At 75.1% G+C, this 26,890-nt stretch carries 2 protein-coding genes; both read left to right on the top strand.

Annotated features, from left to right (window positions below):
• Complete coding sequence (locus ACIQR3_RS33435) at window positions 1-25,683, top strand: hypothetical protein (RefSeq protein WP_403544670.1); 25,683 nt, start codon at window positions 1-3, stop codon at window positions 25,681-25,683.
• A 21-nt stretch (window positions 25,684-25,704) separates the two neighbouring features.
• A complete protein-coding gene (locus ACIQR3_RS33430; RefSeq protein ID WP_403544668.1) occupies window positions 25,705-26,880 on the top strand; it encodes a ricin-type beta-trefoil lectin domain protein in 1,176 nt (391 codons plus the stop codon).
• Window positions 26,881-26,890 lie beyond the last annotated feature (10 nt).

Genomic DNA, 26,890 nt, shown 5'->3' with positions numbered 1-26,890 from the left:
ATGGAGGACGGCATCACGGATGTCGTCGCCCCGCCCGTGACCTCCTCCGATCTCCCGAAGCCGGACTCCGCGCCGAACGCGAACGCGAACCCGAACCTGGACCAGAACCAGGAGCAGGACCAGAACCAGGACCAGGACCAGGAGCAGGACCAGGACCAGTCACCGGCACCGGCACCGGCACCGGCACCGGCACCAGCCCCGCTCTCCAACGCCGCCGTAGACCTGACTCCGCTCCCGGCCCCGACCCCCGCCCCGCAGCCCGGCGGTTTCGCCGACGCGCGGGCCGCGTCCGTGCCGTCCACGCGGAGCCACACCTGGGTCGACCCCGTCTCCCAGCCCGTCGGTCCGGACGGCAGGGCCACCCAGTACGTGGTGCGTGCCTCCTTCGACGTACGGCGCTTCACCCACGACGGACAACCCGTCACCGATCTCACCGTCACCTACCGCGTCACCGGCGACCCAGGACTCGGGCCGCAGGTCGACGGGGTGCTGGAGCGGCTCGGGGCCGGAGTCGAGCGGGTCTTCAACGCCCCCGGCCACCTGCTGCCCGACGGCAGCCGGCTGCACGTCACCGTCGTCCCCGCCGCGCCCGGCGAGACGGCGCACCTCGACGTCACCCTCACCGACCCGGCGGACGGCGTGCCCGCCACCCACCACTCGTGGCCCGTCGACATCTCCGACTCCGACCTCGCCCACGAGATAGGCCACCAGCTCGGCCTGCGCGACGAGAGCGGCCTCGACCCCGCGGCACCGCAGCGGGCCGGCACCGACAGCCTCATGGGCGACCACTCCGCCGTCACCGGCTCCCCCGTCCCCGAGCCGGCGGCGCCGTACCAGCCCGGCGGGCTGCGGCCCCGCCACCTCCAGCTCGTCGGCGCCCTGGTGGGCGACCCCGCCGACGACCGCCCCGGCGGCGGCCGTCGCGACACCCCCGCGCCCGTCCCGGTCGCCGCGCAGCACGGCGCCGATCCGCCCGCTCCGGTCGTCCCGGTCGTCCCCGCCGCCCCGCCCGCCGACGTCACCGCCGACCCTGATGCGATTCCCCTGGTTCCGGTCGCGACGACGTCCACGCCCGTCCCGGACACCACTCCCACCCTCACCGACCCCCCGGCACCGGACACCGCTCCCGCCCTCACCGATCTCCCGGCGCCGGACACCACGGGCGAGCCGTCCCTCTCCCCCACCACCACCGACGTCTCGCCCGACCTGCCGCCGCAGGTGCCGGTCCTCACCGTCACCTCCCCCGAGGGCGACACCGCGCCACTGCCCGAGACCCCGGCCGGCGACGGCCCCCGCCCCTCCTACCTCGGCGGTTACGGGCGGCGGCACGACGGCCAGGTGGGTCTGGTGCACGTGGAGCCGTTCGCGCCGGACGTCGTGGACGCGGTGCACCGGCAGGTCGTCGCCGCGCTGGGCCGGCCCGCCCCGCGCGACGGCGACCCGGTCCTCACCCAGCTGCGGGACGTCCTGTCGGCCGAGCAGCTGGCGCTCCACCTGCCCTACCTGCGCAGCGCGGGCGGCCACCGGATCACCCTGCGGGTGAACGGCGCCGACCGGGACGTCGACGTACGGCTGGCCCTGGACGAGGCCCGGCCGTCCGCGCGGCAGGGTGCGCTCGACACCAGCGACCCCGACAAGCACGTGGAGCGGCGCGGACAGGGCACCCGGGAGATCGTCTCGGCGCAGCCGTCCGGGACGTACTCGACCATTCCGGTGCCGTGGACCGGTTCGGTGCCCGTCGAGGCGGCGGGCCCGGTGCGTTCGGTGGACATGGGCCTGTCCGCGACGCTCACCCACAACCAGGCGGACGGCTCCACCACCGTCACCCAGGTCGTGCAGACCACCAGCGCGCAGCGCAGCAACGAACCGTCCCGGGCCTACGACTTCACCGGCAACTGGCAGGTGCGCGTGGACGCGCCGCCCGTTCCCGGTGCCACCCCCGACCCGGCCACGGACTGGCGTCCCGCGCAGCCGCACGGGCCGGTGACGATCTGGTTCCCGCAGCACCTGGTGGACGCCGACGCCGACCCCACCGAGGAGCTGCCAGACCCGGCCGACCTCGACGACCTGCCGATCTACGGCGTGGACTCGGTGCTGAACCCGCGGCGGCTGTACGAGGGCGCCGCCGAACACTTCCGCGCCGACCTCGACCCCACGGCGTCGGCCCAGCTCGCCGACTTCCTCTCCGAGCCGGTGCTGCGCGGCACGCTGCCGATGCAGCGCGACGGCGGGCTGTACTCGCCGGTGCTCACCGACGCGCGCGGCCGGGCCGTCGGCATGGTGCGGCTCGACGCCCGGGTCACGCCGGTCACCCCGGTGGCCAAGAGCATCGCTGGAAAGATCAACCTGGAGAGCCACCTCGTCAACACGGTCAAGAACGACCAGAACACGTCGTTCAACAGCGGCGTGAGCTTCACCGGGAGTCTCGGACCGTCCTTCACCGCTGACATGACGAAGGGCCACCCGGATGCCACCGGCAGCCTGGGCGGCACCTTCTCCGGCCGGTTCACCGGCCAGCTCGGCGCGCAGAACGCGTTCGGCACCAGTGCGCTGGCGGCCACCATGCACGCGGTGCGCACCAACCGCAGCCACCTGCTGACCGAGGCGGACGTCTCGTACACCCTCACCCTGATCCGGCCGGACGGCAGCGAGTCCGCCTACACGCCGGGGAACTGGCGGCACGGCCTGGACCTGCGCATGCTCAGCGCGGACGATGCCCGGGGGCACACCCCGGCCGAGGAGGAGGTCCGCGCGCTGCCGCACGAGCTGGCGACGCTGGAGTCGGTGGGGCAGTCCGTCGCGCCGCTCGGGGTGGACGGCGCGGACACGCTGTTCGACGAGGCGGAGACCTGGCTGCGCGACAACGGCTTCCTGCCGCCGCCGTCGACCGCGCCGAGCCGGGGCAGGCTGCCCGACGAGACGCTGGTGCAGGCACAGTTGAACAACCTGCGGCGTCTGGCCGAGCTGCGGTCCCAGCTCGGGCTGCGGGCCGCGACCGACTCGGTGCTGGACGGCGGGCACTCGCTGTTCCTGGAGGTCCCCTCGGTGACGGGGCGGCAGCGGGTGCGGCTGGTGCTGGGGGCGACCCGTGACCCGGAGCGGCCGGTGCGGCACGCCAGGGTGCTGCCCGGTATCCAGGTGGAGGGCGTGGCGCAGGCCGCGGGCGGCGGCAACGCCCGCCTCGGCAACACCTATGGCGGAGGCGCCGGCTTCGGCGGCGGGCCCAGCATTCCCACACCGCACGCGCAGTGGACCCTGAGCGGCAGCGGCGACTACCAGTGGACCGGGCAGGGCTCGCTCGGGAACACCACCGTCACCACCGTCGGCCACGACCAGTTCTTCATCAGCACCGGGCAGGACGCCCACGAGTTCGAGGTGCCGGCCCGGCTCACCCTCGACCTCTACCGGGGCGCCGGTTCCGACCCCCTGGTCCGCTTCGCCTCCCCGGCGCCCGCGCCGCGCGACCCCGCCGACCTGGAGGCCGGCCCGGAGCCCGCGCCGCACGGCGTACGGGGCACCGTCCGGCTGGCCGTGCCACACCACCGGACCGTGCCCACCGAGGAGGCGGCGCCCACCGGTGAGCCGCACACCGTACGCCCGGTGACCACGCTGGACACCGACCGGATGGCCATGACAGACGCCTCCGGCCGGCCGCGCCGCGACGTGGTGCGCATACCGGACGACGCCCTGATCGACGTGGTGCGCGGCTCGGCGGCACTCCAGGACGCCTTCGGACGGATCGTCACCGGCAACCTCCCCGACGCGGTGACGGACACCTCGACCACCTCGACAGCGTCGTCGACGAGCAGCGTGCCGGCCCCCGCACCCGGCACGGTCTCCTCCCTGTTCAACCGGTTCACCGGCTTCCTGGGCAGCTCGCTGACCGGCAACGCGCCCCACGACAGCACCACGGTGGCCGCCGAGTCCCGTACGACGGCGCTCTCCCCCGGGTCGCTGGTGGCCCGGGGGCACCAGATCTTCGGCGGCACCTACGTGGTGGAGGGGCTGACACTGCCCGGTCTCGGCGCGGACGGGCAGCTCTCGGTGGAGATCCAGGCCGTCGCCCACACGCCCCGGCTGGCGCAGAGCGTCAGCCAGTACCTGGAGACGGGCATCTCCGCCGTCGACTCGGCGCAGCAGTCCAAGGGCTTCTCGAAGACCCACGGGTTCGGTGTGGCCGGCACGCTGACGCAGAACAACCCGTCGTCGCCCGCCGGCCCCGCCACCGACCCGGAGCCGAACCCGGACAGCGGCTCGTCCACGGCGCAGCCCACCGGCACCGAAACCCGCAAGCCGTCCCGTTTCAACCCGTCCGGGCGCTACCAGTACGACCGTAAGACAGACAAGTCGGACACTCTGATCAGTACGACGGTGACCAACCGGGTGCCCACCCAGTCCGGCCTCCAGCACCGGATCACGGCCGACGTCACCTATCTGATCACCGTCCGCTCCGGGCACCGCAACGTCTTCGCCAACACCGTCGGCTACGGCCCCTCACCGGCCGTCACACTCGCCGTGGACGTGCCGCGCGGCCTGCAGTTCCTGATGACCGAGAGCCAGCTGCGGCGTGACCGGCGCTGGATGGGCGGCGTCGTGGGGCTGCCCGCCGACGTGCCGCCCGCTGGTCTGGAGAGTCCGCCGCTGCCCAGCCGGTACATCCGCAACGGCACGCTCGGCCTGGCCACGGTCACCTCCGTGACCGAACTCGCCCCGACCGCCACGGACGGCACGACCGGAACCGACGGCACGTCCGGAACCGACGGTCCGGCCGGAACCGACGGTACGACCGGAACCGACACGACCGACACGGCCGACACGACGGACACGACGGACACGGCAGACACGGCCGGCACGGCGAACCGTACGGCACCGCCCGAGCAGCGCGGCCGGCTGCACCGCGAGGTGCGGCAGCTCGTCGACCGCTTCGCGCCCGGCATCACCACCCCCAACCACGCCTCCTACCTGCCCGGTGTCGCCGCACTGATCGCGGACCACACCAGCGTCGCCGGCAAGCGGGCGCTGATCGGACGCGGCGGCCGGGAGGTCCGGTTCAGCTTCCGGCACCACCGTTTCGGCGGTGCCTCCCTGATCGAGGTCACGCTCTCGGCCCGCCCCACGACGAGCGTCGCCGACCGGGCCGCACGGCGCGGCACCGCGGTACCGAGCGACAAGTCCGGCATCGAGAACTGGGGTTCGCACACGGCGGCGGGCCGGCAGACGACCAACACGACGAGCCGGCAGCACCGTTTCACCGGCAACCCGCTGGCCCGCTTCACCCGCCCCGACATGGACGACCGCACGGACCGGCTCGGTCCTTCCGTGCAGGTGGCGTCGGTCTCCAGCAAGGTGGACAAGCGGGGCCGTACCGCAGAGGACCGGTACTGGCTGCGCACCGACAGCGCCGCCGACTTCGACGACCTCGCCTACGAGTTCACCGCCACGGTCCGCTCCACGTACGTCACCGACTGGCCGCCCAACGTGCTCGGCGCGATGATCCAGCGCGGGGTCATCACCTGGGACGACGCCGACGCCACGACCCGGAGCTGGCTGAGCCGCACCCTCTCCGGTGAACTCGGCGCGCAGGCCCGGGTTCCGGCCCTGGTCAGCGTGCGCTTCACCGGCAGCGAGAGCGCCGAACCCGCCGACGACGGCCGGGCCCCGGTGGTCGCCTCGGTGTCGTCCGTCGACCCCCGGCTGGCCTACAACGGCCGGGCGCCGTTGCACGACACGGAGCTGTTCCACCCGACCGGCAACGTGCCGGTGTACGGCTTCGACGCCTGGGACCAGCTCTACACGGCGCTCGACCAGGTGGCCCCGGCGACCGGCAGCGGCTGGCGCGCGGTGCCCGCCTCCCAGTCCGACGAGAACGCCTCGGTCCGGCTGGGCGAACTCCTCCAGGCCGGCTCCGTCACGCTGGACACCCCGCGCCGGACGGGCGGCATGCTGTCGTCGATGCCGGGCGCGTTCCCGCTGTCGGACGGCCCGGTGCCGCCCACCCTGACGGTGTCGCTGTACCGGCCGAGGCCGGTCACCGACGGCGGTGACGTGGCCATGGACCGGCTGCGCGTCACCCTCGACAGCGACAGCACCGTCTCCGGCGGCGACACCACCGCCGGGCTGTCCCTGCCGTTCGTACTGAGCGCCGACGACCCCGACCGCAACCTGCTCGGCGCCACCCCGCCGGTGCTGCAACGGCCGGTGGACGCGAGCAACTTCGGCAGCAACGTGTCCGGCACGCGCCGGGACTGGCTGAAGACCGGCAGCACCAGCCTCCCCGCCGACGGCGGGCGCGGCACCCGCAGTTACGAGGTCCGTGCCGACGTGCACATCGAGGTCTCCGGGCCCGACGGCGTGCGGCACGTCACCGGCACCGCCACCCTACGCATCGAGGAGCGCGACGCGCTGGGGCACGGCATCACCGTGCCCCGCCCCCGCCCCAGGGTGTACGACCTGCCGGCGCTGCTGGACCAGCACACCGGCGCGGGGCCGGATCACTGGGCGTCGACGCCGGTGCACGACGTGCCGTCGGCCCTCGTCGCCGGGCTCGACCCGGAGGACGACGGCTATCAGTTCTGGCTGGCCACCGGCACCGATCCGGACGGCTCCCGGCTGGCCCTCGCCCTCTACGGGGCCTCCCGTACGGCACGGCTGACCGGCCACCCGGTGGAGCTGGTCACGCGCGGTCCGGAGGGGCTGCGCATCTGGTCGTTCGACCCGGACGGCACCCTGACCACGTCCCCGGGCCCGGCCCCCGGGACGGACGGCACGGTACCCCCCTCCGGAGACCCGGCCCTGGCCCGGGCCTGGAGCGGCTTCGAGGCCGTCGCCGCCGACCTGGACCGGGCCGCCGCCGACCACGAGAAGGCCCTCGCCGACGAACGTGAGCTGCGGGACCTGCGCCCCGACGCGGCGGACACGCTGTCCGAGGCGGTCATCGCACTCGACGCCGCCCGCACCGACGCCGCCGAGACCGACGCGACGGCCACCGACGCCGAGACCGACGCCGCCCGCGCCGAGCGGGACCTCCGCGACCTGAACAACCGTATCGACGCACTGACCTCGGCCATCACCGACGCCGGCCCCACGATCGACACGCTGGCCGACGCCGTCGCCCGGGGCGAGCGCGAGGAGACGCGTCTCGACCAGCAGGTGAACACGGCCCGCGCGCACCTGACCGACCTGACCGCCCAGGCCGCTGACGCGACGGCCGGATCAGAGGAGACAGCGGAGACAGCGGAGAGCGCGGAGACGGCGGAGACCGCGGACACGGCGGAGTCACCGGAGACCGCGGAGTCATCGGAGACGGCAGACCAGGGCTCCAGCCCGGCGCCGCCCGCCGTCGATCCCCGGCTCACCGCCCGGATCGACGCGGCCACCGCCGAGGTCGACCGACTGGTCTCCGAACTGAGCGAACTGCGTACCGGGTTGGCACAGAACCGTGCGGACCTACGGCAGGCCGTGACCTCCCTGGCCCGGGACAGGGCGGCCCTGCAGAGGGAACAGGAACGACGCCCCGGTCTCCAGGACACCGCGCGGGACCTGCGCGCCACCGCCGGCGAGAAGCGTAGGCGCGCCGACGACTCGGCCCTGGCCCTCCAGGACACGCAGGAGTCGCACGACCGGGCCGCGCAGCGGCTCGGCGAGATCGACACCGCGCTGGACAACGCCCTCGGCCGACGCGACGACGCCGCCGCCCGGCGAGCGGCCGCGGAGACCACGCTGCCCGGCGTGTCCGGGCCGGTGCTGTCCGCAGGCCCCGCCGCACTGCCCTCCTCGCACACGACGCTGGCCTCCATTCCCGCGCGCCGGCCGGGCTCGGGACTCCCCCGCGCAGCGGGCCCGTCCACCGGCAACGTCCCGGCGACGCCGCAGGACAGCGACACCTCCGACGACGACACCTCCACCGACACCGACACCGACACCGGCACCGACACCACCGACGCAACCACCGACGACGGCCACTCCGAGGCGGAGACCGCCCTCACGGTGCCCGAACCGCCCCCGGCCCCACCGAAGGACACTCCGCCGAAGGACGACGACGCCTCCGACCAGGACGCGGACGAGGGCACCGACACCGGGGACACCGGCACCGAGGGCGTCGTGCCGCCACCGCCCGAACCCTTCCAGGTCCGTGCCCCGCGCGGCGATTCCGTTCTCACGCCCGGCGACGGCCGGTGCATCCTGTACACCTTCATCGGCACCGACCCGCAGCGCGTGCGCGACCGGCTGCCGGGGCTGAGCACCACGGCCCCGCAGACCTACGCCTGGCTGGGCAACCCGGACGCCGTGCGCGCCGGACTCGTCCAGACCGCTCAGGGCGACACCTCCCCCGCGGCCCGGCAGGCCCGCGCCCACCTGCTGATCGCGGCCGACCACCTGCGCGCGGCGGCGGAGCGCCGGCTGCGCGACGCGCGGCAGGGCGGACGGCCGTTGCCGCAGGACGTCGTGGGCCAGGTACGCCGTACGCTGGCGCAGCGGTTCACCGAGTGGACCGCCACCATGGACCGGGCCCAACTCGACGCCGTCGCCCGGCAGTACGGCATCGACGGGGTGCGGTCGCCGGAGGACATCAACGACGATCTCGTCGCCCGCTACAGCGCCGCGCTGGAGGCGGAGGGCGAGACGGACGTCCCGGCCGACCCGGGCGTCCGCACGATGTTCGCGTACCTGCGGGACACCGGCCGTCTGCCCGCGCTGGAGGATCTGACCGACGCCCAGTTGCGGGCCGTCGTCGACTCCTCCTACGCCGACAGCACCCGGCCCTTCACCGACGACGAGATGGCCCACGCGCTGGACGCGGTGCGGAACTGGTCCACCTCGTGGCAGACCAACCAGGGCGAGATGTTCCTGCCGCTGCTCGCCGACACCCTGGACCTGACGGTGGAGGTGCTGCGGCCCGATGCCTCCACGGGCCTCGGCACGGTGACCCGCGTCGGCTCACCCACCGCCGGCCGGGTCGTGGAGGTCCACTACCTGGGGCTCAACCACTACAGCGCGAGCGACGCGGGCCCCCTCACCACGACCACGCCCACCAACACCACCTCCCACACCACGTCCAACACCACCTCCAACGCCCCCCGAGGCCCCCACGACACCCCCAGCACCCAACCCCCCGGCCGCAACCGCCCCGCACCCCACCGCAACCCCAACGACAACCAACCCGCACCCCACACCACCAACCCCGCACACCCCCACACCTGGCACCACCTCCGCCCCCACACCCAACCCACCACCCTCCACACCGAACGCTTCGACCCCCACACCGACCCCCTCACCAACCCACCCCGCCCCGGCACCCTCTCCGGAACCACCACCCTCATCCGCGCCCAGATCCGCCGCATCCAAGCCCCCACCGGCCAATGGATCCGCGACTACACCCTCAACCTCCCCGTCACCACCACCAACCCCACCCACACCACCCAACTCCAAACCCGCCTCAAACACCTCGCCGACACCCACCTCAACAACCGCTACACCCTCCCCACCTCCGGCGACCAACTCCACCTCAACATCAACCTCATCAACGACCCCACCCACCCCGCAACCCACACCCACACCCCCACCCCCCACCCCACCCGACCCAACCAACGCCACCTCGACCTCAACCACACCGACACCCAACTCCTCCACGAACTCCTCCACTACCTCGGCCTCCCCGACGAACAACACGACAACGACCACCTCTTCCGCAACCACCCCCACAACACCGCCGTCCACACCGACGGCCTCATGGCCACCACCACCCCCACCACACCCATCCCCCTCCGCTACCTCACCACCATCGAAACCACCACCGACACCAACACCACACTCCACAACCACCACCACAACCCCACCCACAACGCCACCCCCACCAACCCCGACACCACCCCCCTCCCCACCACCGACCCACCCACCTGGCCCACCTCACAAGCACCCACGGCCACCCCGTCCGCGCGGACACCGCTGCCGTCGAGTTACGTGAACACCTACGGATCGGTCCCGGACGGCAAGGTCGGGCTGGTGTATCCGGAGCCGTTCACCGAGGAGGTCGCCGAGGGGCTGCACCGGCAGGTGTACGAGGCGCTCGGCCTGGATCCCGACGATCCTCCGGAGTCGGTGCGCGACCAGGTGCGGGACCGGCTCGGCCGCGAGAGCCTGGCCCTCAACCTGCCGTACCTGCGGGCCAACGGCGGCCACCGCGTCACCGTCCGCGTCGACGGCCGGGACCGCACCGTCGACGTACAGCTGACCCTGTCCGACCCCCGGGCCTCCCTGCGCCAGGGCCGCTTCGACGCGCGTGACCCCGACAAGCACGTGGAGCGGCGCGGCATCGGCACCCGGGAGAACTTCTCCGGGCAGCCGTCGGGCACCTACCGGACGTTCACGGTGCCGTGGATCGCCTCCGCTCCGGTCGGCGCGCCGACGCCGGTGCGGGCCGTGGACGGCACGCTGTCGGGCGCGGTCACCCACAACCAGGCGTCGGACTCCACCACCGTCACGCACATCGTGCAGACGACCTCCGCCCAGCGCTCCAACGAGCCGTCCGACCCGGTGGAGTTCACGACCGTCTGGCGGGTCCGCGTCGACGCCCCCGCGGTCACCGCGCCGCCCGCGGTCACCGCGCCGCCCGCCGCCACGGCACCGGCCGGCGCCACGACCGCGCCCGCTCCGGACGGCTGGGGCACCCCGCGGACGCACGGGCCGACGACCATCTGGTTCCCGCGCCACCTCACCACCGCCGACCCGGCGCCCGGCTCGCTGCCCGCCCCGGCGGCGCCGGCCGACCTGCCGCTGTACGGCGTCGACTCGGTGATCGACCCGCGGGCCCTGTACGAGCACGTGCACCGGTCCTTCCACGCCGACCTCGACGAGGCCGCCGCCGGGCAGGTCGCCGACTTCCTCTCCGAGCAGGTGCTGCGCGGCACGCTGCCGATGCAACTGGAGGGCGGGCTCTACTCGCCTGTCCTGACCGACGCCTCCGGCAACGCCGTCGGCATGCTGCACCTCGTCACCACGCCCACGGTCGGCACCCCGCAGCGGCAGAGCACCGCCGGTCAGATCAACCTCGAAAGCCACCTGGTCAACACCTCGAAGGTGGACCTGTCCTCGAAGTACACCAGCGGCGTCGCCCTCACCGGCTCCGGGGCCGCGGCGCTCACCGCCGACCACCGGCAGGGCCACCCGGACGCCTCGCGGGTGATCGGCGGCAACCTCGGCCTGCGCGGCCAGGCCACGGCGGCCGTGACCAACACCTACGGTGCGGGCTCCGCCTCGGGCACGATGCACGCCATCCGCACCAACCGCAGCCATCTCCTCGCCCCGGCCGCCGTCACCTACCAGGTCACCCTGATCCGGCCCGACGGCACCGAGACCGCGGCGCCGCCGCTGGCCCACGGACACGGCATGGACCTCCGGGTGCTCAGCAAGGCGGACGCCACCGGGCACCCGCCGGCCGGGGACGAGGTCCGGGAGCTGCCGGACGCGCTGGAGCGGCTGGACGGCATCGGCCTGAGCGCGGCGCCGCTCGACGTGACCGGCACGGACGTGCTGTTCGACCGCGCCGAGCGGTGGCTGCGCCGCGAGGGCTTCCTGCCGCCCGCCGCGGCGACGGCCGACGGGCCGGGCGGGCTCGGCGGACGGCTGCGGCAGACGGTCCGGGACCATGAGCCGGAGCACCAGATCCGGTTGCACGCCCAGCTCAACAACCTGCGCCGGCTGCGCGAGGCACGGTCCCGCACCGGGCGGCGGGCCGCGACCGACGCCATGGTCGACGGCGGGCACGCCCTGCACTTCGAGGTGCCCAACAGCACGGACACCGGCGTCCGCCGCGTCCGGCTGCTGCTCACCGCCGAGCGGGACGCCGCCCGGGCGACCGTCCACCGCCGGATGCTGCCCGGCATCCAGACCATGGGCCTGGCCCAGGCGGCCGGCAGCGACACCGAGCAGCGCGGCGAGTCCTACGGCGGCGCGCTCGGCCCGACGGGCAGTGTCACCGCTCCGCTGGGCGGCTGGGGCTCGATCGGATTCGGCGGCGACTACCAGTACGGCCACCAGGTCACACACGGGGACACCGTGGGCGGGGCGACCGGGCACGACCAGTTCTACATCGGCACCGGGCAGGACAGCCACGACTTCGAGGTGCCGGTCCGGCTGGGCCTGGACCTGTACGCGGACGACAGCAACCGGCCGACGGAGCGGTTCGGGCAGAACCCCGCGCCCGCCCCGGCACCGCCCGCGCCCGGAGCACCGCCCGCGCCGCCGGCCCCCAACCCGCCGACGGTCGCCGGGACGCTGCGGCTGGCGGTGCCTCACGGCCGTACCCACGCGCCGTCCCCGAGCGGCGCACCGGCGTCGCCCGCGCCGCGCCGGGACGGTGTGCCGCGGCGCCCCGACGCCACCGACCACGCCCGCCTGGACGGCACGGACGCGGCCGGCACTCCCCGTCCGGAGCTGGTGCGTGTCCCCGACGACGCGCTGATCGACACGGTGCGCGGTTCCGCCGCCATCGAGTCGGCCTTCCAGCGGGGAGCCGGCGACATCCGCCGCGAGACGGCGAACACACCGCCGACGGCCGCGCCGGCCGGCGGACCGATCCTGCCGGTGACGGCCCCGAACCCGGGCACGGCGACCACCCCCGCAGCGACCGGCACCGCCGCCACCCCGTCCGGCGTCCGCCTCTCCCCCCTCGCCGGGCACGGTCTCGCCGACCCCCGCACCCGGGCCGCCGAGATCCGGCACGCCGCGCTCACCCCGGGCAGCCTGGTCGCGCACGGGCACGCCCTCTTCAAGAGCTCCTACGTCGTGGAGGGCCTGTCGCTGCCGGGGACGGTCGCGGACGGCCAGTACTCGGTGGAGATCCAGGCCGTCGCCCACCGGCCCCGCCTGCTCGACACCACCAAGCAGTACCTGGAGACCGGCGTCTCGGCGACCGACAGCGCGCAGCAGCTCAAGTCGCTCGGCAAGTCGCACCAGTTCGGCGGCGTGGGCACGCTCACGCAGAACCCGCCGACGGTGCCCGCGGGACCGGACAACGCGGCCGGCCACACCAGCCCCGAGACCGAGGGCTCCGCCTCCTCCACCGGAACCACCGGAACCACCGGAACCACTGGAACCACCGGAACCACCGGCAAGTCGTACAAGGGGCTGTTCAACCCGTCCGGACGCCTCGGCTACATCGCCCGCACGGACACCGCGGACACCCTCGCCTCCAGCACCGGCGTCAACCGCACCCCCACCGAGAGCGGTCAGCTGTACCGGATCGTCGCGGACGTCACCTACCTCGTCACGGTCCGCGCGGGTTCCCGCAACGTCCTGGGCGGCGTCCCCGGCGAGCCCGGCACCGTCGACCCGGTCACGTACGCCGTGGACGTGCCGGACGGGCTGCAGTTCCTGATGACGCAGGGCCAGCTCGCGCGGGACGCCCGCTGGATGGGCTCGGTGGCCGGGCTGGCCCCCGCGCCCGCCCCGGCGCTGACGGCGCCGCTGCCGTCGTCGTACGTCCGCGACCGGCAGCTCGGCCTCGGCGGTGTCACGTCCGTCGTCGAGTACGAGACACCGACCGCCGCGCCGGTGCCGTCGTCCGGACCGAACAGCGGCGCCGTCCCGCTCGGCCCGGTCCGGCCCCGGGAGCGGCGCGGCCAGGTGCGGCGGGCGCTGCTCGACCTGGTGGAGCGGGAGGCGCCCGGCTCGACCACCCCCGGGCACCCCGGCTACCAGCCCGGGGTGCACACCCGGATCGCCCAGCTCGCCTCCACCGGCGGTCTGCGCGCACTGCCCGGCCGCGGTCCGGACGGCACGCCCCGGCGGGCCACCACCCGCTTCCACTTCCGCCACCACGGGTACGGCGGTGAGCGCCTCGTCGAGGTGACGCTGACTGCGGTGCCGCGGCGCGCCCAGGACCTGACCGGCGTGCGCGGCGCCTCGCGCCCCGGCTCGGGCCTGGAGCAGTGGCAGTCGCACACCTCCTCGGGCCGCACCACGACCCGGGCCTCGGTGCGGCAGAAGCAGCTCGCCGCCAGCCTCACCACCCGCTACCGCCGCCCCGGTCAGGGCGCGGACGGTGGCAAGGTGGACCGGGCGGCGCCGGTGTTCACCCCGCAGGCGGCCACCAGCAGGTCGGCCCGGCGGGCGGCCACCGCCGACAACCGCTTCTGGCTGCGCACCGACAACGGCGCCGACTTCGACGGCCTGGAGTACGACTACGTCGTCTCCGTACGCTCGGCGCTGGTCGCCGACTGGCCGCCCAACGTGCTCGGCGGCCTGGTGCAGAACGGCGTCATCGCCTGGTCCGACGCGGACGGCGACGTACGCCGCTGGATGGACGAGCTGCTGCGGCGCGGGCAGCCGCGTACCCGCAGCGTGCCGGTCGTGCTGTCCCTGCGCTTCACCGGCACCGAGACCGGCGCGCGTACCTCCCCGGCGTCGGTGACCGCGCCGTCCGCCCTGTCCACCACCGACCCGCGCAACCGGGTGCGCGGGACCGGCCCGACGGCCACCCCGTACCTGGCCGACGCCCAGATGTTCCACCCGGCGGGGCCGACCCCGGCGTTCGCCTTCGACGGCTGGGGGCACCTGGAGACCGCGCTGAACGAGGTGGCGCCGCTGACCGACGGCCGCTGGCACTCGCAGCTGACCTCGGTGTCGGCGGAGGGCCGCGCGGTCCGGCTCGGCCAGCTCGTCCAGGCGGGCCGCATCTCCCTGGACCGCACCCGGCTGGCCGCCGACCTCACCCGGCGGATGCCCGGCACCCGCCCCTTCGAGGGCGCGCCCGCGCACGCGCCGTCCATCGAGATCACCCTCTACAACCCGCGCCGCGCCACCCACGCCGACGACGTCACCCTCGACCAGCTGCACAACACCACCGACACGGTGAGCACCTCGGCCGGCGCCGACCACTCCCTCGCCACCGCCTTCACCGAGCTGCTCAGCGCCGACGACGCCAACCACCACCTGGCCGGGTTCACGGTGCCGCTCGCCCAGCGCCCGACCCAGCCGTCCGCGTTCGGCGGCACCACCACCGGCAGCCGGCGCGACTGGCTGAAGTCCGGCTCCACCTCCGCGCCCGCGAGCGGTGCCCGCGGCACCCGCAGCTACGCCGTCGACGCCGACGTGCACCTGCTCGTCGAGGGGCCCGCGGGCACCCGCCACGTCACCGGCACCGTCACCCTCCGCGTCGAGGAACGCGACCTGCTCGGCCACGGCCTCATCGCCCCGGACGAGTCCCCGGACGCCGTCCGCGACCTGCCCGCGCTCGTCCCCGACTGGGCCACCGCCGAGCCGCACGCCCTGGCCGAGCGCCTCACCTCCGCGCTCACACCGGGCCACCGGGGCGTGCAGCTCTGGGTGGCCCTCGGCGCCGACCCGGACGGCACCCGGCTGGGCCAGGCCCTCTACGGCGCGTCCCGCGCCGCCGTCCTGGGCAACCGCCCGGTCGAGCTGATGACCCGGGACGCGGCGGGTGTGCGCCGCTGGGAGTTCGCCCCGGACGGCGCCCTCGTCACCGCCGACGCCGCTCTCACGGCCGCGTGGACGCCCTTCCACACCGAGGCCGAGCGGCTGCACGCCGCCGCCGACACCCTCTCCGACACCCCGGCCCGGCTGGCCCGCCTCACCGCCTCCCTCCAGCACGCCAACCGCGCCCACTCCGACGCCCTGGAGGCGGTCGGGCGGGCGCGGGGCGCGGTGACGGAGGCGACGCGGGCACTGCAACGGGCGCGGACCGGGGCCACCACCTCGGCGCGGGCCGCGCGGGACGCCCAGAACCTCGTCGACCGGCGGAAGAAGTCGTACGCCGACGCCCAGCGCACGGCGGCCACCCTGCCGTCCGTCATCGCCGCGAACGAGCGCAAGGAGACGCAGGGACGCACGGACCTGCGGACGGCGCTGGCCCGGCTGACCGAGGCGGAGAACGCGGTGCGCGCGGCCCGCGCGAAGGCAGCCGGAAAGGAAGCCGGGAAGGAAGCCGGGAAGGCCGTTGGGAAGCCCGTTGGGAAGGAAGCCGGGAAAGCCGTTGGAAAGGACACGCCCGGCCCGCAGGCCGGCGTCTCCACCACGACGCCGCGCTCCAGCCGACCGGCCGCCGACGTAGCCGACGACCCCCGGGTACAGGCGGTCCTCCCGGCGATCACCGCCGCTGAGACCGCCGTCCAGCAGGCCACCGGCCGGCTGACGGCCGACCGCGAGGCCCTGGCGGAGGCGCGGCGCGTCATCGGGATCGCACCGGCCGGCATCCGCGCCGCCGAAGAGGCCCGCGACCGGGCCGAGGACGCGGCCCGGAAGGACGCCGCCGCCGTGGTCCGGCGCGCCGAGAACCTGCGCGTGGCCCAGTTCCGGGAGAACCGCGCGGGGCTGCGGGCACAGCGCACCGGGCGCAAGGTCACCCGCCGCGAGGGACAGCTCGCCGCCGCCGTCGCAGCGCAGCACCGGGCCGCCGCCGACCTGATGGCGGCCACCGCCGCGCTGCCGGACCTGGCCGGTGCCGTGCGGGACGACGCCCCCGCGCCCGAGCAGTCGCTGCGCACCACCTTCGCCACCGTCCCGCCCCGCTGGCCCGACCCCGACGGCCGCCCCGCCCCCCTCCCGGCCGGCGGCCAGACGCACACGCCGGGCGCGGCACCCGAGAAGACGCCGGTGGCCAAGGCCACCCCGAAGCCGAAGCCGAACCCGAAAACGAAGCCCGGCGCCAAGGGCAAGGCCCCGCTCGCTCCGCCGAAGCCCCCCACGGCCCTCACGACACCTCCGGCACCCCCTGGCTCCTCGCCGTACGTCGCCCCGCGCGGCGCCCAGGTCCAGACGCCCGGGGACGGCTACTGCCTGCTGTACGCGGTCATCGGCAGCGCACCCCAGGTGGTGGGCAACCGCCTGACGCAGGCCGGCCCCGCCCTCGATCCGGGGACCGCCGCCTGGCTGGCCCGTCCGGACCAGGTACGGCACACGCTGACGGCGCTCGCGGTGAACCCCGCGGCCACCGACCAGGGCACCGGACATCTGCGCGCCACGCGCCGGCGGTTGCAGGACCTGGTGCTGGCCCGGCTGGCGGCGGCCCGCGCCGGTGCCGCCCCGCTGTCGCCGCAGGTGCTCGGCCAGCTCCGGGGCGTCCTGGTGGGGCAGTTCGCGGCGCAGGCGTCGACCGCGCCCGTCGGCTGGGTCGACGAGCGGCTGGCCCAGTTCAACATCCAGGGCGTGACCCGCGCCGAGGACATGGACCCGGACGACCTCCAGTTCCGCTACCTCCAGGCGGTGTCCGCGCCGGGTGCGCCGCCGGCTCCGCCCGGCACTCCGCCGAGCAACCGCCAGATGTACGGTTACCTGCGCTCGCTCAACGCGCTGCCGACGCTCGCCACGATGTCACCGGACGAGCGCCGGCACCTGCTTGTCGCGCGCTACCACGGCAGCACCGCACCGCTGGCCACGGCCGAGGCCAACGCCCTCGAACAGGCGGTGCGCGACTGGTCGGACGAGTGGGACAACCCGGTCGGCGACGCCTTCCTGCCGCTGCTCGCCGACACCCTCGGTGTGCCGATCCACGTCTTCCAGCCGGTGTCGGACGCCACCGCCCTCACCCCGACCGGCGGCCCCCGGGGCATCGTGCTGCCGTACGGCCGGACCGACGCCACCGTGCCGGCGATGGAGCTGTACTACACGGGACGCAACCACTACAGCGCGAGCGACGCGGGCCCCCTCACCACGACCACGCCCACCAACACCACCTCCCACACCACCTCCCACACCACCTCCAACGCCCCCCGAGGCCCCCACGACACCCCCAGCACCCAACCCCCCGGCCGCAACCGCCCCGCACCCCACCGCAACCCCAACGACAACCAACCCGCACCCCACACCACCAACCCCGCACACCCCCACACCTGGCACCACCTCCGCCCCCACACCCAACCCACCACCCTCCACACCGAACGCTTCGACCCCCACACCGACCCCCTCACCAACCCACCCCGCCCCGGCACCCTCTCCGGAACCACCACCCTCATCCGCGCCCAGATCCGCCGCATCCAAGCCCCCACCGGCCAATGGATCCGCGACTACACCCTCAACCTCCCCGTCACCACCACCAACCCCACCCACACCACCCAACTCCAAACCCGCCTCAAACACCTCGCCGACACCCACCTCAACAACCGCTACACCCTCCCCACCTCCGGCGACCAACTCCACCTCAACATCAACCTCATCAACGACCCCACCCACCCCGAAACCAACACCCTCACCCACACCCCCCACCCCACCCGACCCAACCAACGCCACCTCGACCTCAACCACACCGACACCCAACTCCTCCACGAACTCCTCCACTACCTCGGCCTCCCCGACGAACAACACGACAACGACCACCTCTTCCGCAACCACCCCCACAACACCGCCGTCCACACCGACGGCCTCATGGCCACCACCACCCCCACCACACCCATCCCCCTCCGCTACCTCACCACCATCGAAACCACCACCGACACCAACACATCCCTCCACAACCACCACCACAGCCACAACACCACCCAAAACGCCACCCCCACCAACCCCGACACCACCCCCCTCCCCACCACCGACCCACCCACCTGGCCCACCTCCCAAGCACCCGCCCCCGCGCCGTCCTCGACCTACGTCCTCGCCTACGGCGCCCAGCTCGACGGCAACGTCGGCCTGGTGTACCTGGAGCCGCTGCCGCCGGCGGTGGTCGACGGGCTGCACGAGCAGGTGATGGCGGCGCTGGGGCTGGCGCACGCGCCCGGTACGCACCCGGTGCGGGAGCAGTTGCGGGCCGTGGCGAGCGGCGAGCAGCTCGTGCTCAACCTGCCCTACCTGCGCGGGAGTCTGGGCTTCCGGATCACCCTGCGGGTGGACGGCCGGGACCGGACGGTCGACCTGCGGATGCGGCTGGCGAACCCGGTGGCGGCGGCCCGTTACGGGCAGGCGGAGGGCGCCGAGCGGGACGTGCGGGTGGAGCGGCGCGGCATCGGTACGCAGGAGTCGGTGTCGGCGGAGGCGTCGGGCACGGTCCGTACCCTGCTGCTGCCCTGGACCGGGCTGTTCCCGGTGACGCGGGCGATCCCGGTGCGCGGGGTCGACGTGGCGCTGACGCTGGCGATGACGCTGAACCAGCTCTCGTCGACGTCGTCGGTGACGACGGTGGTGCAGACGACGTCGGCGCAGCGCAGCAACGAGCCCTCGGAGCCGTACGACTTCGAGGCGGCGTGGGAGGTGCGGGTGGACACCCCGCGGCTGGCCCCGCCGGTCACCTGGGGCGCGGCGCGGACGCACGGGCCGGTGACGTTCTGGTTCCCGCAGCACCTGGCGCGGGACGAGGAGGGCGAGCTGCCGGAGGCGGCCGACCTGGACGACCTGCCGGTGTGGGGCGTGGACACGGTGGCGGAACCGCAGCGGCTGCTGGCGGAGGCGCTGGCCTTCTTCGGTACGGAACTGAGCACGCTGGACGAGGACTCGGCGGCCGAGCTGGAGACGTTCCTGTCGGAGCCGCTGCTGCGGGGGACGCTGCCGATGCAGCGGGACCGGGGTGTGTTCTCGCCGGTCCTGCTGGACACGTCGGGGCGCGCGATCGGCATGTTCCAGCTCCGTACCGAGGTGGAGGTGGGCCCGCCGCTGCGGCGGAGCGTGGCCGGGAAGATCAACCTGGAGAGCCATCTGACCCAGGTGGTCAAGCTGGACTCCCAGTCGCGGTTCAGCAGCGGGCTGTCCCTGTCCGGCAGCGCCGGTCCGGCGCTCACCGCGGACCGCGAGCGGGGGCATCCGGACGCGGCGCGCCGGCCCGGCGGCGGTGTGCTGGGCCGGCTGTCGGCGCAGGCGGGGACGCACGAGGAGTTGGTGCAGAGCGGCAGTACGGCGCTGATGCACGCGGTGCGCAGCAACCGCAGCCACCTGCTGGCACCGGCCGCGGTGCGGCACACGCTGGTGCTGCACCTGCCGGGCGGCGGGCGGCGGGAGTTCGCGCCGGCGGACGCCTGGCCGCGCGGCATGCACCTGCGGCTGCTGACCGCCGAGGACGCCCGGGGGCACGCGCCGTCGGCGGAGGAGCTGCGGCGGCTGCCGGCCGAGCTGGAGCACCTGCGGTCGGTGGGCACCACGGCGACGCCGCTGGGCGTGGAGGGCGCCGCACCGCTGTTCGTTCACGCCGAGAACTGGCTGCGGCGCGAGGGCTTCCTGCCCGGCGACACCCAGGAACGCACCCGGGTGCTGCCCGACGAGGCGCTGGTGCAGGCCCAGTTGAACAATCTGCGCCGGTTCGAGCAGGCGCGGTCGGAGGTGGGGCAGCGGGCCGCCACGGACGCCATGGTGGACGGCGGCCACTCGCTGTTCCTGGAGGTCCCGACGGCGACCGGGTCGCGCCGGGTGCGGCTGGTGCTGAGCGCGGTGCGGGGCGCGGGCCCGAGCGTGCACACCCGGGTGCTGCCGGACGTGCAGGGCATGGGCGTGGCGTCGCTGTCGGCGGCGGGCACCGACCACCGGGGCTCGTCCTACGGGGTGTCGTACGGCGGGGGCGGGTCGTTCGGGCTGCCGCGGGGCGCGTGGACGCTGGGCGGCACCGGGGACTACGTCCGCGGCCACCAGGTGCGGCACGACAACAGCGCGCAGTCGGCGGTCGGCCACGACCAGCTGTTCATCGGCAGCGGCGCCGGGCAGCGCAGCGAGGTGTTCGAGGTGCCGGCCGAGCTGGCGCTGGACCTCTACGAGGGGCCGGGCGACCAGCCCTCGGTGCGGTTCGCGCACGACACGGTGGAGCAGCCGTACGTCCCGCACGGCACCGCGCCGGCCACGCCGCAGGGTCCGCCGCCGGACCGGGTGCCGGGCACGCTGCGCCTCTCGGTGCCGACGCACCGGACGCTGCCCGCCGACGCGCCCGTGCCGGCGGCGCCCGCGGCGCCCACGCTGCGCGCGGCCACACCGGCCGACCGGGACCTGCTCGCGCTGACCGACGACCACGGTGCGCCGCTGCCGGACACGGTGCTGCTCCCGGACGACGCGGTCATGGAGGTGTTCCGGGCGTCCGCCGCGCTGGAGCGGGCGTTCGGGGCCGTCCTGGGCAACACCTACCCGGGCCATCCGGCGCGCGGACTGCTGGACGACGTCCGGGACGCGGTGGCCGGGCGGACCCCGGCGCCGGTGGCGCGGGCCGGGCGGGCGCTGGGCGAGTCGCTGGCCGGCGCGGCGGCGACCGATCCGACCACGGTCGCGGCGGAGATGCTGTCCGCCGCCCGCAGCCCCGCCGCCCTGCTGGCCCGCGGGCACCAGGTGTTCAAGGGCGCCTACGTGGTGGAGGGCCTGACCCTGCCGGGGCTCGCCGCGGACGAGGTGCTGTCCGTGGAGATCCGCGGTGCGCTGCGCCGGCCGCGGGCGACGGACGGCTTCGCGCAGTACTTCGAGACCGGCCTGAGCGCCACCGACGGCGCCGCGCAGCAGCGGGGCGCGGCGCGCACGGCGCAGTGGGCGGGCGGTTTCCGCGCGGTCCGCAACACCTCGTCGGCCCAGTCCCCGGCCGCCGACCAGGCGGCGGGCAACGACGTCGACGACGTACTGGTCACCCGCGCCGAACCGCAGCAGGCGGAGCGGAACGGGGAGCCCGCGACCCGGCCGGGCAGCACCCTCAACCCGTCCGCGCGCTACACCCGCACCGCCCGGCGCGAGCAGTCCCGCGCGCTGGGCTCGACGACGGCCGCGTACCGCACCGCCACCGAGAGCGGCACCCAGCACCGCGTCACGGCCGACGCGACGCTGCTGGTGACGTTCCGGCGGGGGCGGCGCAACATCGTCGGCAACGCGTTCGGGCAGGGCGAGAGCCGGGCCGTGACGGTGGCCGTGGATCTGCCGGACGCCGTGCGGTTCCTGGCCACGCCGGCCCAGATCCGGCGGCACGCCGCGTTCTTCGCGCGGGTGGCCGGGCTCACGGTGCCGGACCCGGTGGTGGACTCGGTGCCGCTGCCCCGCCGGTTCACGGCCTCCCGGGAGGTCGGGTTCGGCAGCGTCCTGGCGGTGGACGAGTTCACCGACGCGACGCGGTCGGTGCGGCGCACCGACGTACTGCGGCAACGGCTGCTGGCGCTGGTGGAGGCGGAGGCGCCCGGGGTGACCCGGCCCGGTCACTCCGCCTACCTGCCGGGCGTGGCGACCCGCGTCGCGGACCTGGCCTCGACGGCGGGCCTGCGCACCCTGGCGGGCCGCGGCCCGGGGCACGTGCAGCGCTTCCGCTTCCGCTACCTCGGCTACGGCGGTGCCCAACTGGTGGAGGTGACCCTGCGCACCGAACCGGACGCCGACGACCACGCGCTGCGCCAGCTGCGCGGCCACCCGGTGGCGTCGGGCGCGGGCATCGAGCAGTTCCTGGCCCACGTCCCGTCCGCGGTGACCGACCGGACCGCGCGCAGCGTCCGGCACGGCGGCTTCGTCCAGCTCCAGTCGCGGTTCCCGCGGCCGACCGGCGGGCCGCGCACCGACCGGGCGGGCGCGCTGCTGAGCGCCGACACGACCCGCGGCAACGCCGTGCGCGCCACCCGCGCCGCCGAGGACCGTTTCTGGCTGCGCACCGACAACGCCGCGGACTTCGAGGGCGTGCCGTACCGGGTGGTGGCCGAGGTCCGCTCGACGCCGACGGCGCAGTGGCTGCTGGACCTCCCCGGCAGCCTGTTCCAGCACGGCGTGCTGAGCCTGACCGACGCGGACGCCACGCTCGCCGACCGGATCACGCACCTGTTCAGTGGCCGTCCGGCCCGGTCGGCCACCGTGCACACCGCCGCCGCGCTGCGGTTCACCGGCAGCGAGACGGCCGACCCGGCACCCGAGCAGCCGCCGGTGCCGGTGGCGCGGCACACCACGCGTCCCACGGTCACCGGGGACCGCTTCGTACCGCACGGCCCGGCGCCGGTGTTCGCCTTCGACGGCGGCGCCGAACTGGCCACGGCGCTGCGCGAGGTGGCCCCGGCGCTGACCCGGTCCTGGCGCTCGCTGACCACCTCCGGCTCGGCGGACGCAACAGCGGTGCGCGTCGGCGAGCTGATCCAGTCCGGCGCCCTCTCGCTCGACCACCCCCGGGGCCCGGCCGGCCTGACCACCACGATGCCGGGCGCCTATCCCTTCCAGGGCGCGCCGGACACCCCGCCCCGCCTCTCGGTGGAGCTGTACCGCCCGCGTCCGGTCACCGACACCGGCGATGTGACGGTGGACCGGCTGCGGCTGAGCACGTTCAGCGCGGGCTCCTCCTCGCAGGCGGGCGTCACGGCCGGGCTCGCGGCGCAGGGCGGGCTCAGCGCGACCGACGACAACCGGCAGATCGTCAACTTCACCGTGCCGGTGCTGGCCCGCCAGCCGCAGGCCCCCGGCCCGGGCGCGAGCGTCGGCGGCACCCGCCGGGACTGGCTCAAGCACGGCAACACCAGCGCCCCCGAGGGCGCGCGCGGCACCCGCAGCCACGAGATCCTCGCCGACGCGCTGATCACCGTGCACGGCCCGGACGGTGTCCGGTACGTGACCGGCACCGTACGGATGCGCCCGCTGGAGCGTGACGTGCTGGGGCTCGGCGTCACCGGCGCCCGCACGGACGCCGGGGTGTTCGACGGTACGGCGCTGGCCCGCGAGGCCGCCGACGCCCGGGTCCGCGCGGCGGGCGCCCCGGCGGACGCGGTGGCGGACGGCGTACTGCGGGACTGGCGGCGGCTGCCGCTGCGGGATCTGCCGGGGCTGCTGGCGGACGGCGTCCGGGCGAGCGGGGACGACGGCACCCCGCAGCTGTGGTTCGCCGTGGACGGCGGACCGGAGCAGACGGCACGCGCGGTGTACGCGGCCTCGGGCACGGCCGCGCTGTTGGGGAGGTCGGTCGAGCTGGCGCTCCGCGACGACGCGGGGGTGCGGTTCCGCCGCTTCGACGCGCACGGGGAGCCGGAACGCGCCGGGGACGAGGAGCACGAGCCCGGCTGGGAGGCCGTGCGGACCCAGGTGACCGCGCTGGAGGAGGCCGCGCGGGCGGAGGAGGCCGCACGGGCGGCCGAGGCGGGCCTGCTGGTCCGACTGCCGGACGCGCGCCGCACGGTGGACGAGTCCCGTCCCCCGGTGACGGCGGCCGAGCGGGAGCTGGCCGATGCCCGCGCCGCCGCCGGCGACGCCCAGGACGCCCGTACGGCGGCGGAGCGGGCGCTCACCGCGGCCGAGCGCGCGGACCGCGACCGGCGCACCCGCGTCACCGAGCTGACGGCCGACGTTGGCGAACGCGCGCGCCGCGCGGCGGAGGCGGCCGAGGACGCGGAGACGGCACGGCGGACGCTCCGGGAGGCGGAGGAGGCGCTCCGGACGGCGGAGGCCGCGCTCCAGGCGGCGCGGGACGCGGAGTCCCGGGCCGACGGGTCACGCACCGGCGCCCCCCGACGCGGCACGGACAGTACGTCGTCCAGCGCACCGTCCAGTACGTCGTCCCGTACGTCGTCGAGCGGTTCCGTCTCCCGGCGCACGACCCGACGGGACCAGGCCCGTGCCGCGCTGGCCGAGGCCCGGACGGCGGCGGAGGCGGCCGGCCGCGCCACCGACGCCGCCCGGCACGCCGCCGAGGACGCCGAGCGCCGGCTCGGCATGGCCCGCGACGCGGCGGACGCGGCGGCCCGGGCGCTGGACACCGCGCGGGAGACGGCCGGGACGGCGAGGAGGGCCGAGGAGACCGCCCAGGAGGCTCTCACCGAGGCGACGGCACGGCACGACGCGGCGGTCGCCGCCCGCGACGAGGCGCAGGAGGCGTTGACCGCCCTCGAACGCGAGGTCACCGCGGCCCTCGCCGAACAGACCCGTCAGGCGACACGTCAGCGCGACGCCCAGAACGGCCTGACGGACGTGGTGACCCTGCTGGAGGCGGCACGGACGACGGCGGGCGACGGAACGGTGGCACTGCCGACGGGCTCGTTCGCCCGCACCCCCGCGGGCTGGCCACGACGGGGGACGCGACCGGCGCCGGTACGGGCGGCGGACGTGGAGCCGGAAGACTCGTCGGACTCCGAGGAGGAGCCGGAATCCGACGACGAACCGGCGTCCGGCGAAGAGCCGGCCCCGGAGGAGGACCCGGCGTCGTCCGACGACGAACCCGAATCCGAGGACGACCCGGAAGCGGACGACGAACCCGAATCCGACGAAGACCCGGATTCCGACGACGAACCCGGATCCGACGAAGACCCGGCCGCCGAGGAAGAGCCGGTGTCCCGTGGGGAGCGCCCCGACTCGTTCGTCCGCTCGCTCTCCCGGCTGCTCACCGACTCCGGCGCCACCCCTGCATGGACCCGGTCCCGCGATCCGCACGGCGCGCTCCGCGCGTGGGCGCGGCAGGACGTCGCGTCCCGTGGGGTGCCGGACGACGCGCCGCTCCCGGACGACGACAGCTCGGTGAGCATCGACGACCTGGCCCGTATCGGCGCGCTCACCGAGTCGCTGCGCGCGCAGTCGATCCTCCAGAACGGCCAGGTGACCGTCGGCGACGCCGGACTGACCGACTCCGCGCGCCTCGAACTGCTCCTGGCCGCCCCGGACGCCCCCGACTACGTGGCCACCTTGGCCGCGCTGGTGGCCCGGCGGACCGGACGACCGGTGCGGGTGCTGGGCCCCGGCGGAACGGCCCTCACCTTCGGACCGGAGGACGGCACCGCGCTGATCCTGTACTTCGACGGCAACCGCTTCTCCCCCGTCCCGCTCGCCGCGGACGACGACTGACCGCTTCTCGGAAGGAACACCATGTCCGGCAAGAACAACCCGCAGCACGAGGCCGCGGCTCAGGCAGCGCTTCCGGCGAGCCAGGCCGCGCCGGAGGAGACGTCACCCACGACGCCGCAGACGAAGAAGGAGACGGCGCCGCCCGCCCCGGCCGAAACCGAAACCGGAACCGGAACCGAAACCGGAACCGGAACCGAGCGGCAGGCTGCCTCCGAGGCCACCCCCTCCACCCCCTCCACCCCCTCCCCCGCCGCCGATCCGGAGGAACCCGAAGCCGCAGCCGCGGCACAAGCGGCACAAGCGACGGAAGCAGCCGGCCAACAAGACACCGCCGCCGCAACCACCACCGCCGAGGAGAAGGCCACGTTCCCCCGCCCCTTCGGCCGCCCCTCCCGGGGCCTGCTGGCGGGCGCGGCGATCGCGGGGGCGCTGCTGGTCGGAGTGCCGTTCCTGGTGGCGGGGGTGCTGGACAGGTCGGGCTCGGACGACGGCGGCCCGTCGGACAAGGTGGCCAACGCGGGCACGGTGCTGGACGACGGCGCGAAGGACCCCGCGGCGGGCGCCTACGACTCGGCGGCCCCGGACCCGTCCGACCCGTCCTCCCCCTCCTCCTCCCCGAGCGCCGGCAAGGGCGACGGGGACGACGGCAAGGGCAAGTCGGGGGCGGGCGCGGCGGCAGCGGCGGGAGCCGGAGCGGCGGCGGAGAGCCCGGAGGAGACCCCGAAGGCGACGAAGAAGGCGACGAAGAAGAACTCCTCCACGTCGAAGAAGTCCGCCACCAAGCCGACGGTGACGGCCACGGTGACGACGGCCCCCGGCACCACGCTCTACAGCCACGCCTCGAACCGGTGCATCGAAATGGCTTCCCACAAGGGCTCGGACGGCTCGCCCCTCCGGATCGCCGACTGCAACGGCAAGGACTACCAGAAGTGGGACTTCCGCTCCGACGGCACGATCCGCTCCATGGGCCTGTGCATGGACGTGGCCTGGGGCTCCCACGACAACGGCGCGGTGATCCAGATCGCCTGGTGCAGCGGCAACCCGGCCCAGCAGTTCGTGCTGAACGGCAACAACGACCTGGTCAACCCGCAGTCCGACAAGTGCGTGGACGTCCAGGACGCGAAGACCGCCGCCGGCACCCCCTTGCAGCTCTGGGACTGCAACGGCCAGGACAACCAGAAGTGGAGCACCCGCTGAGCCAGTGGGC

Source organism: Streptomyces sp. NPDC090994, assembly GCF_044768905.1.
Lineage (GTDB): Bacteria > Actinomycetota > Actinomycetes > Streptomycetales > Streptomycetaceae > Streptomyces.
Note: the sequence above shows the minus strand (reverse complement) of the source record. Positions and strands in the feature narration are given on the sequence as shown.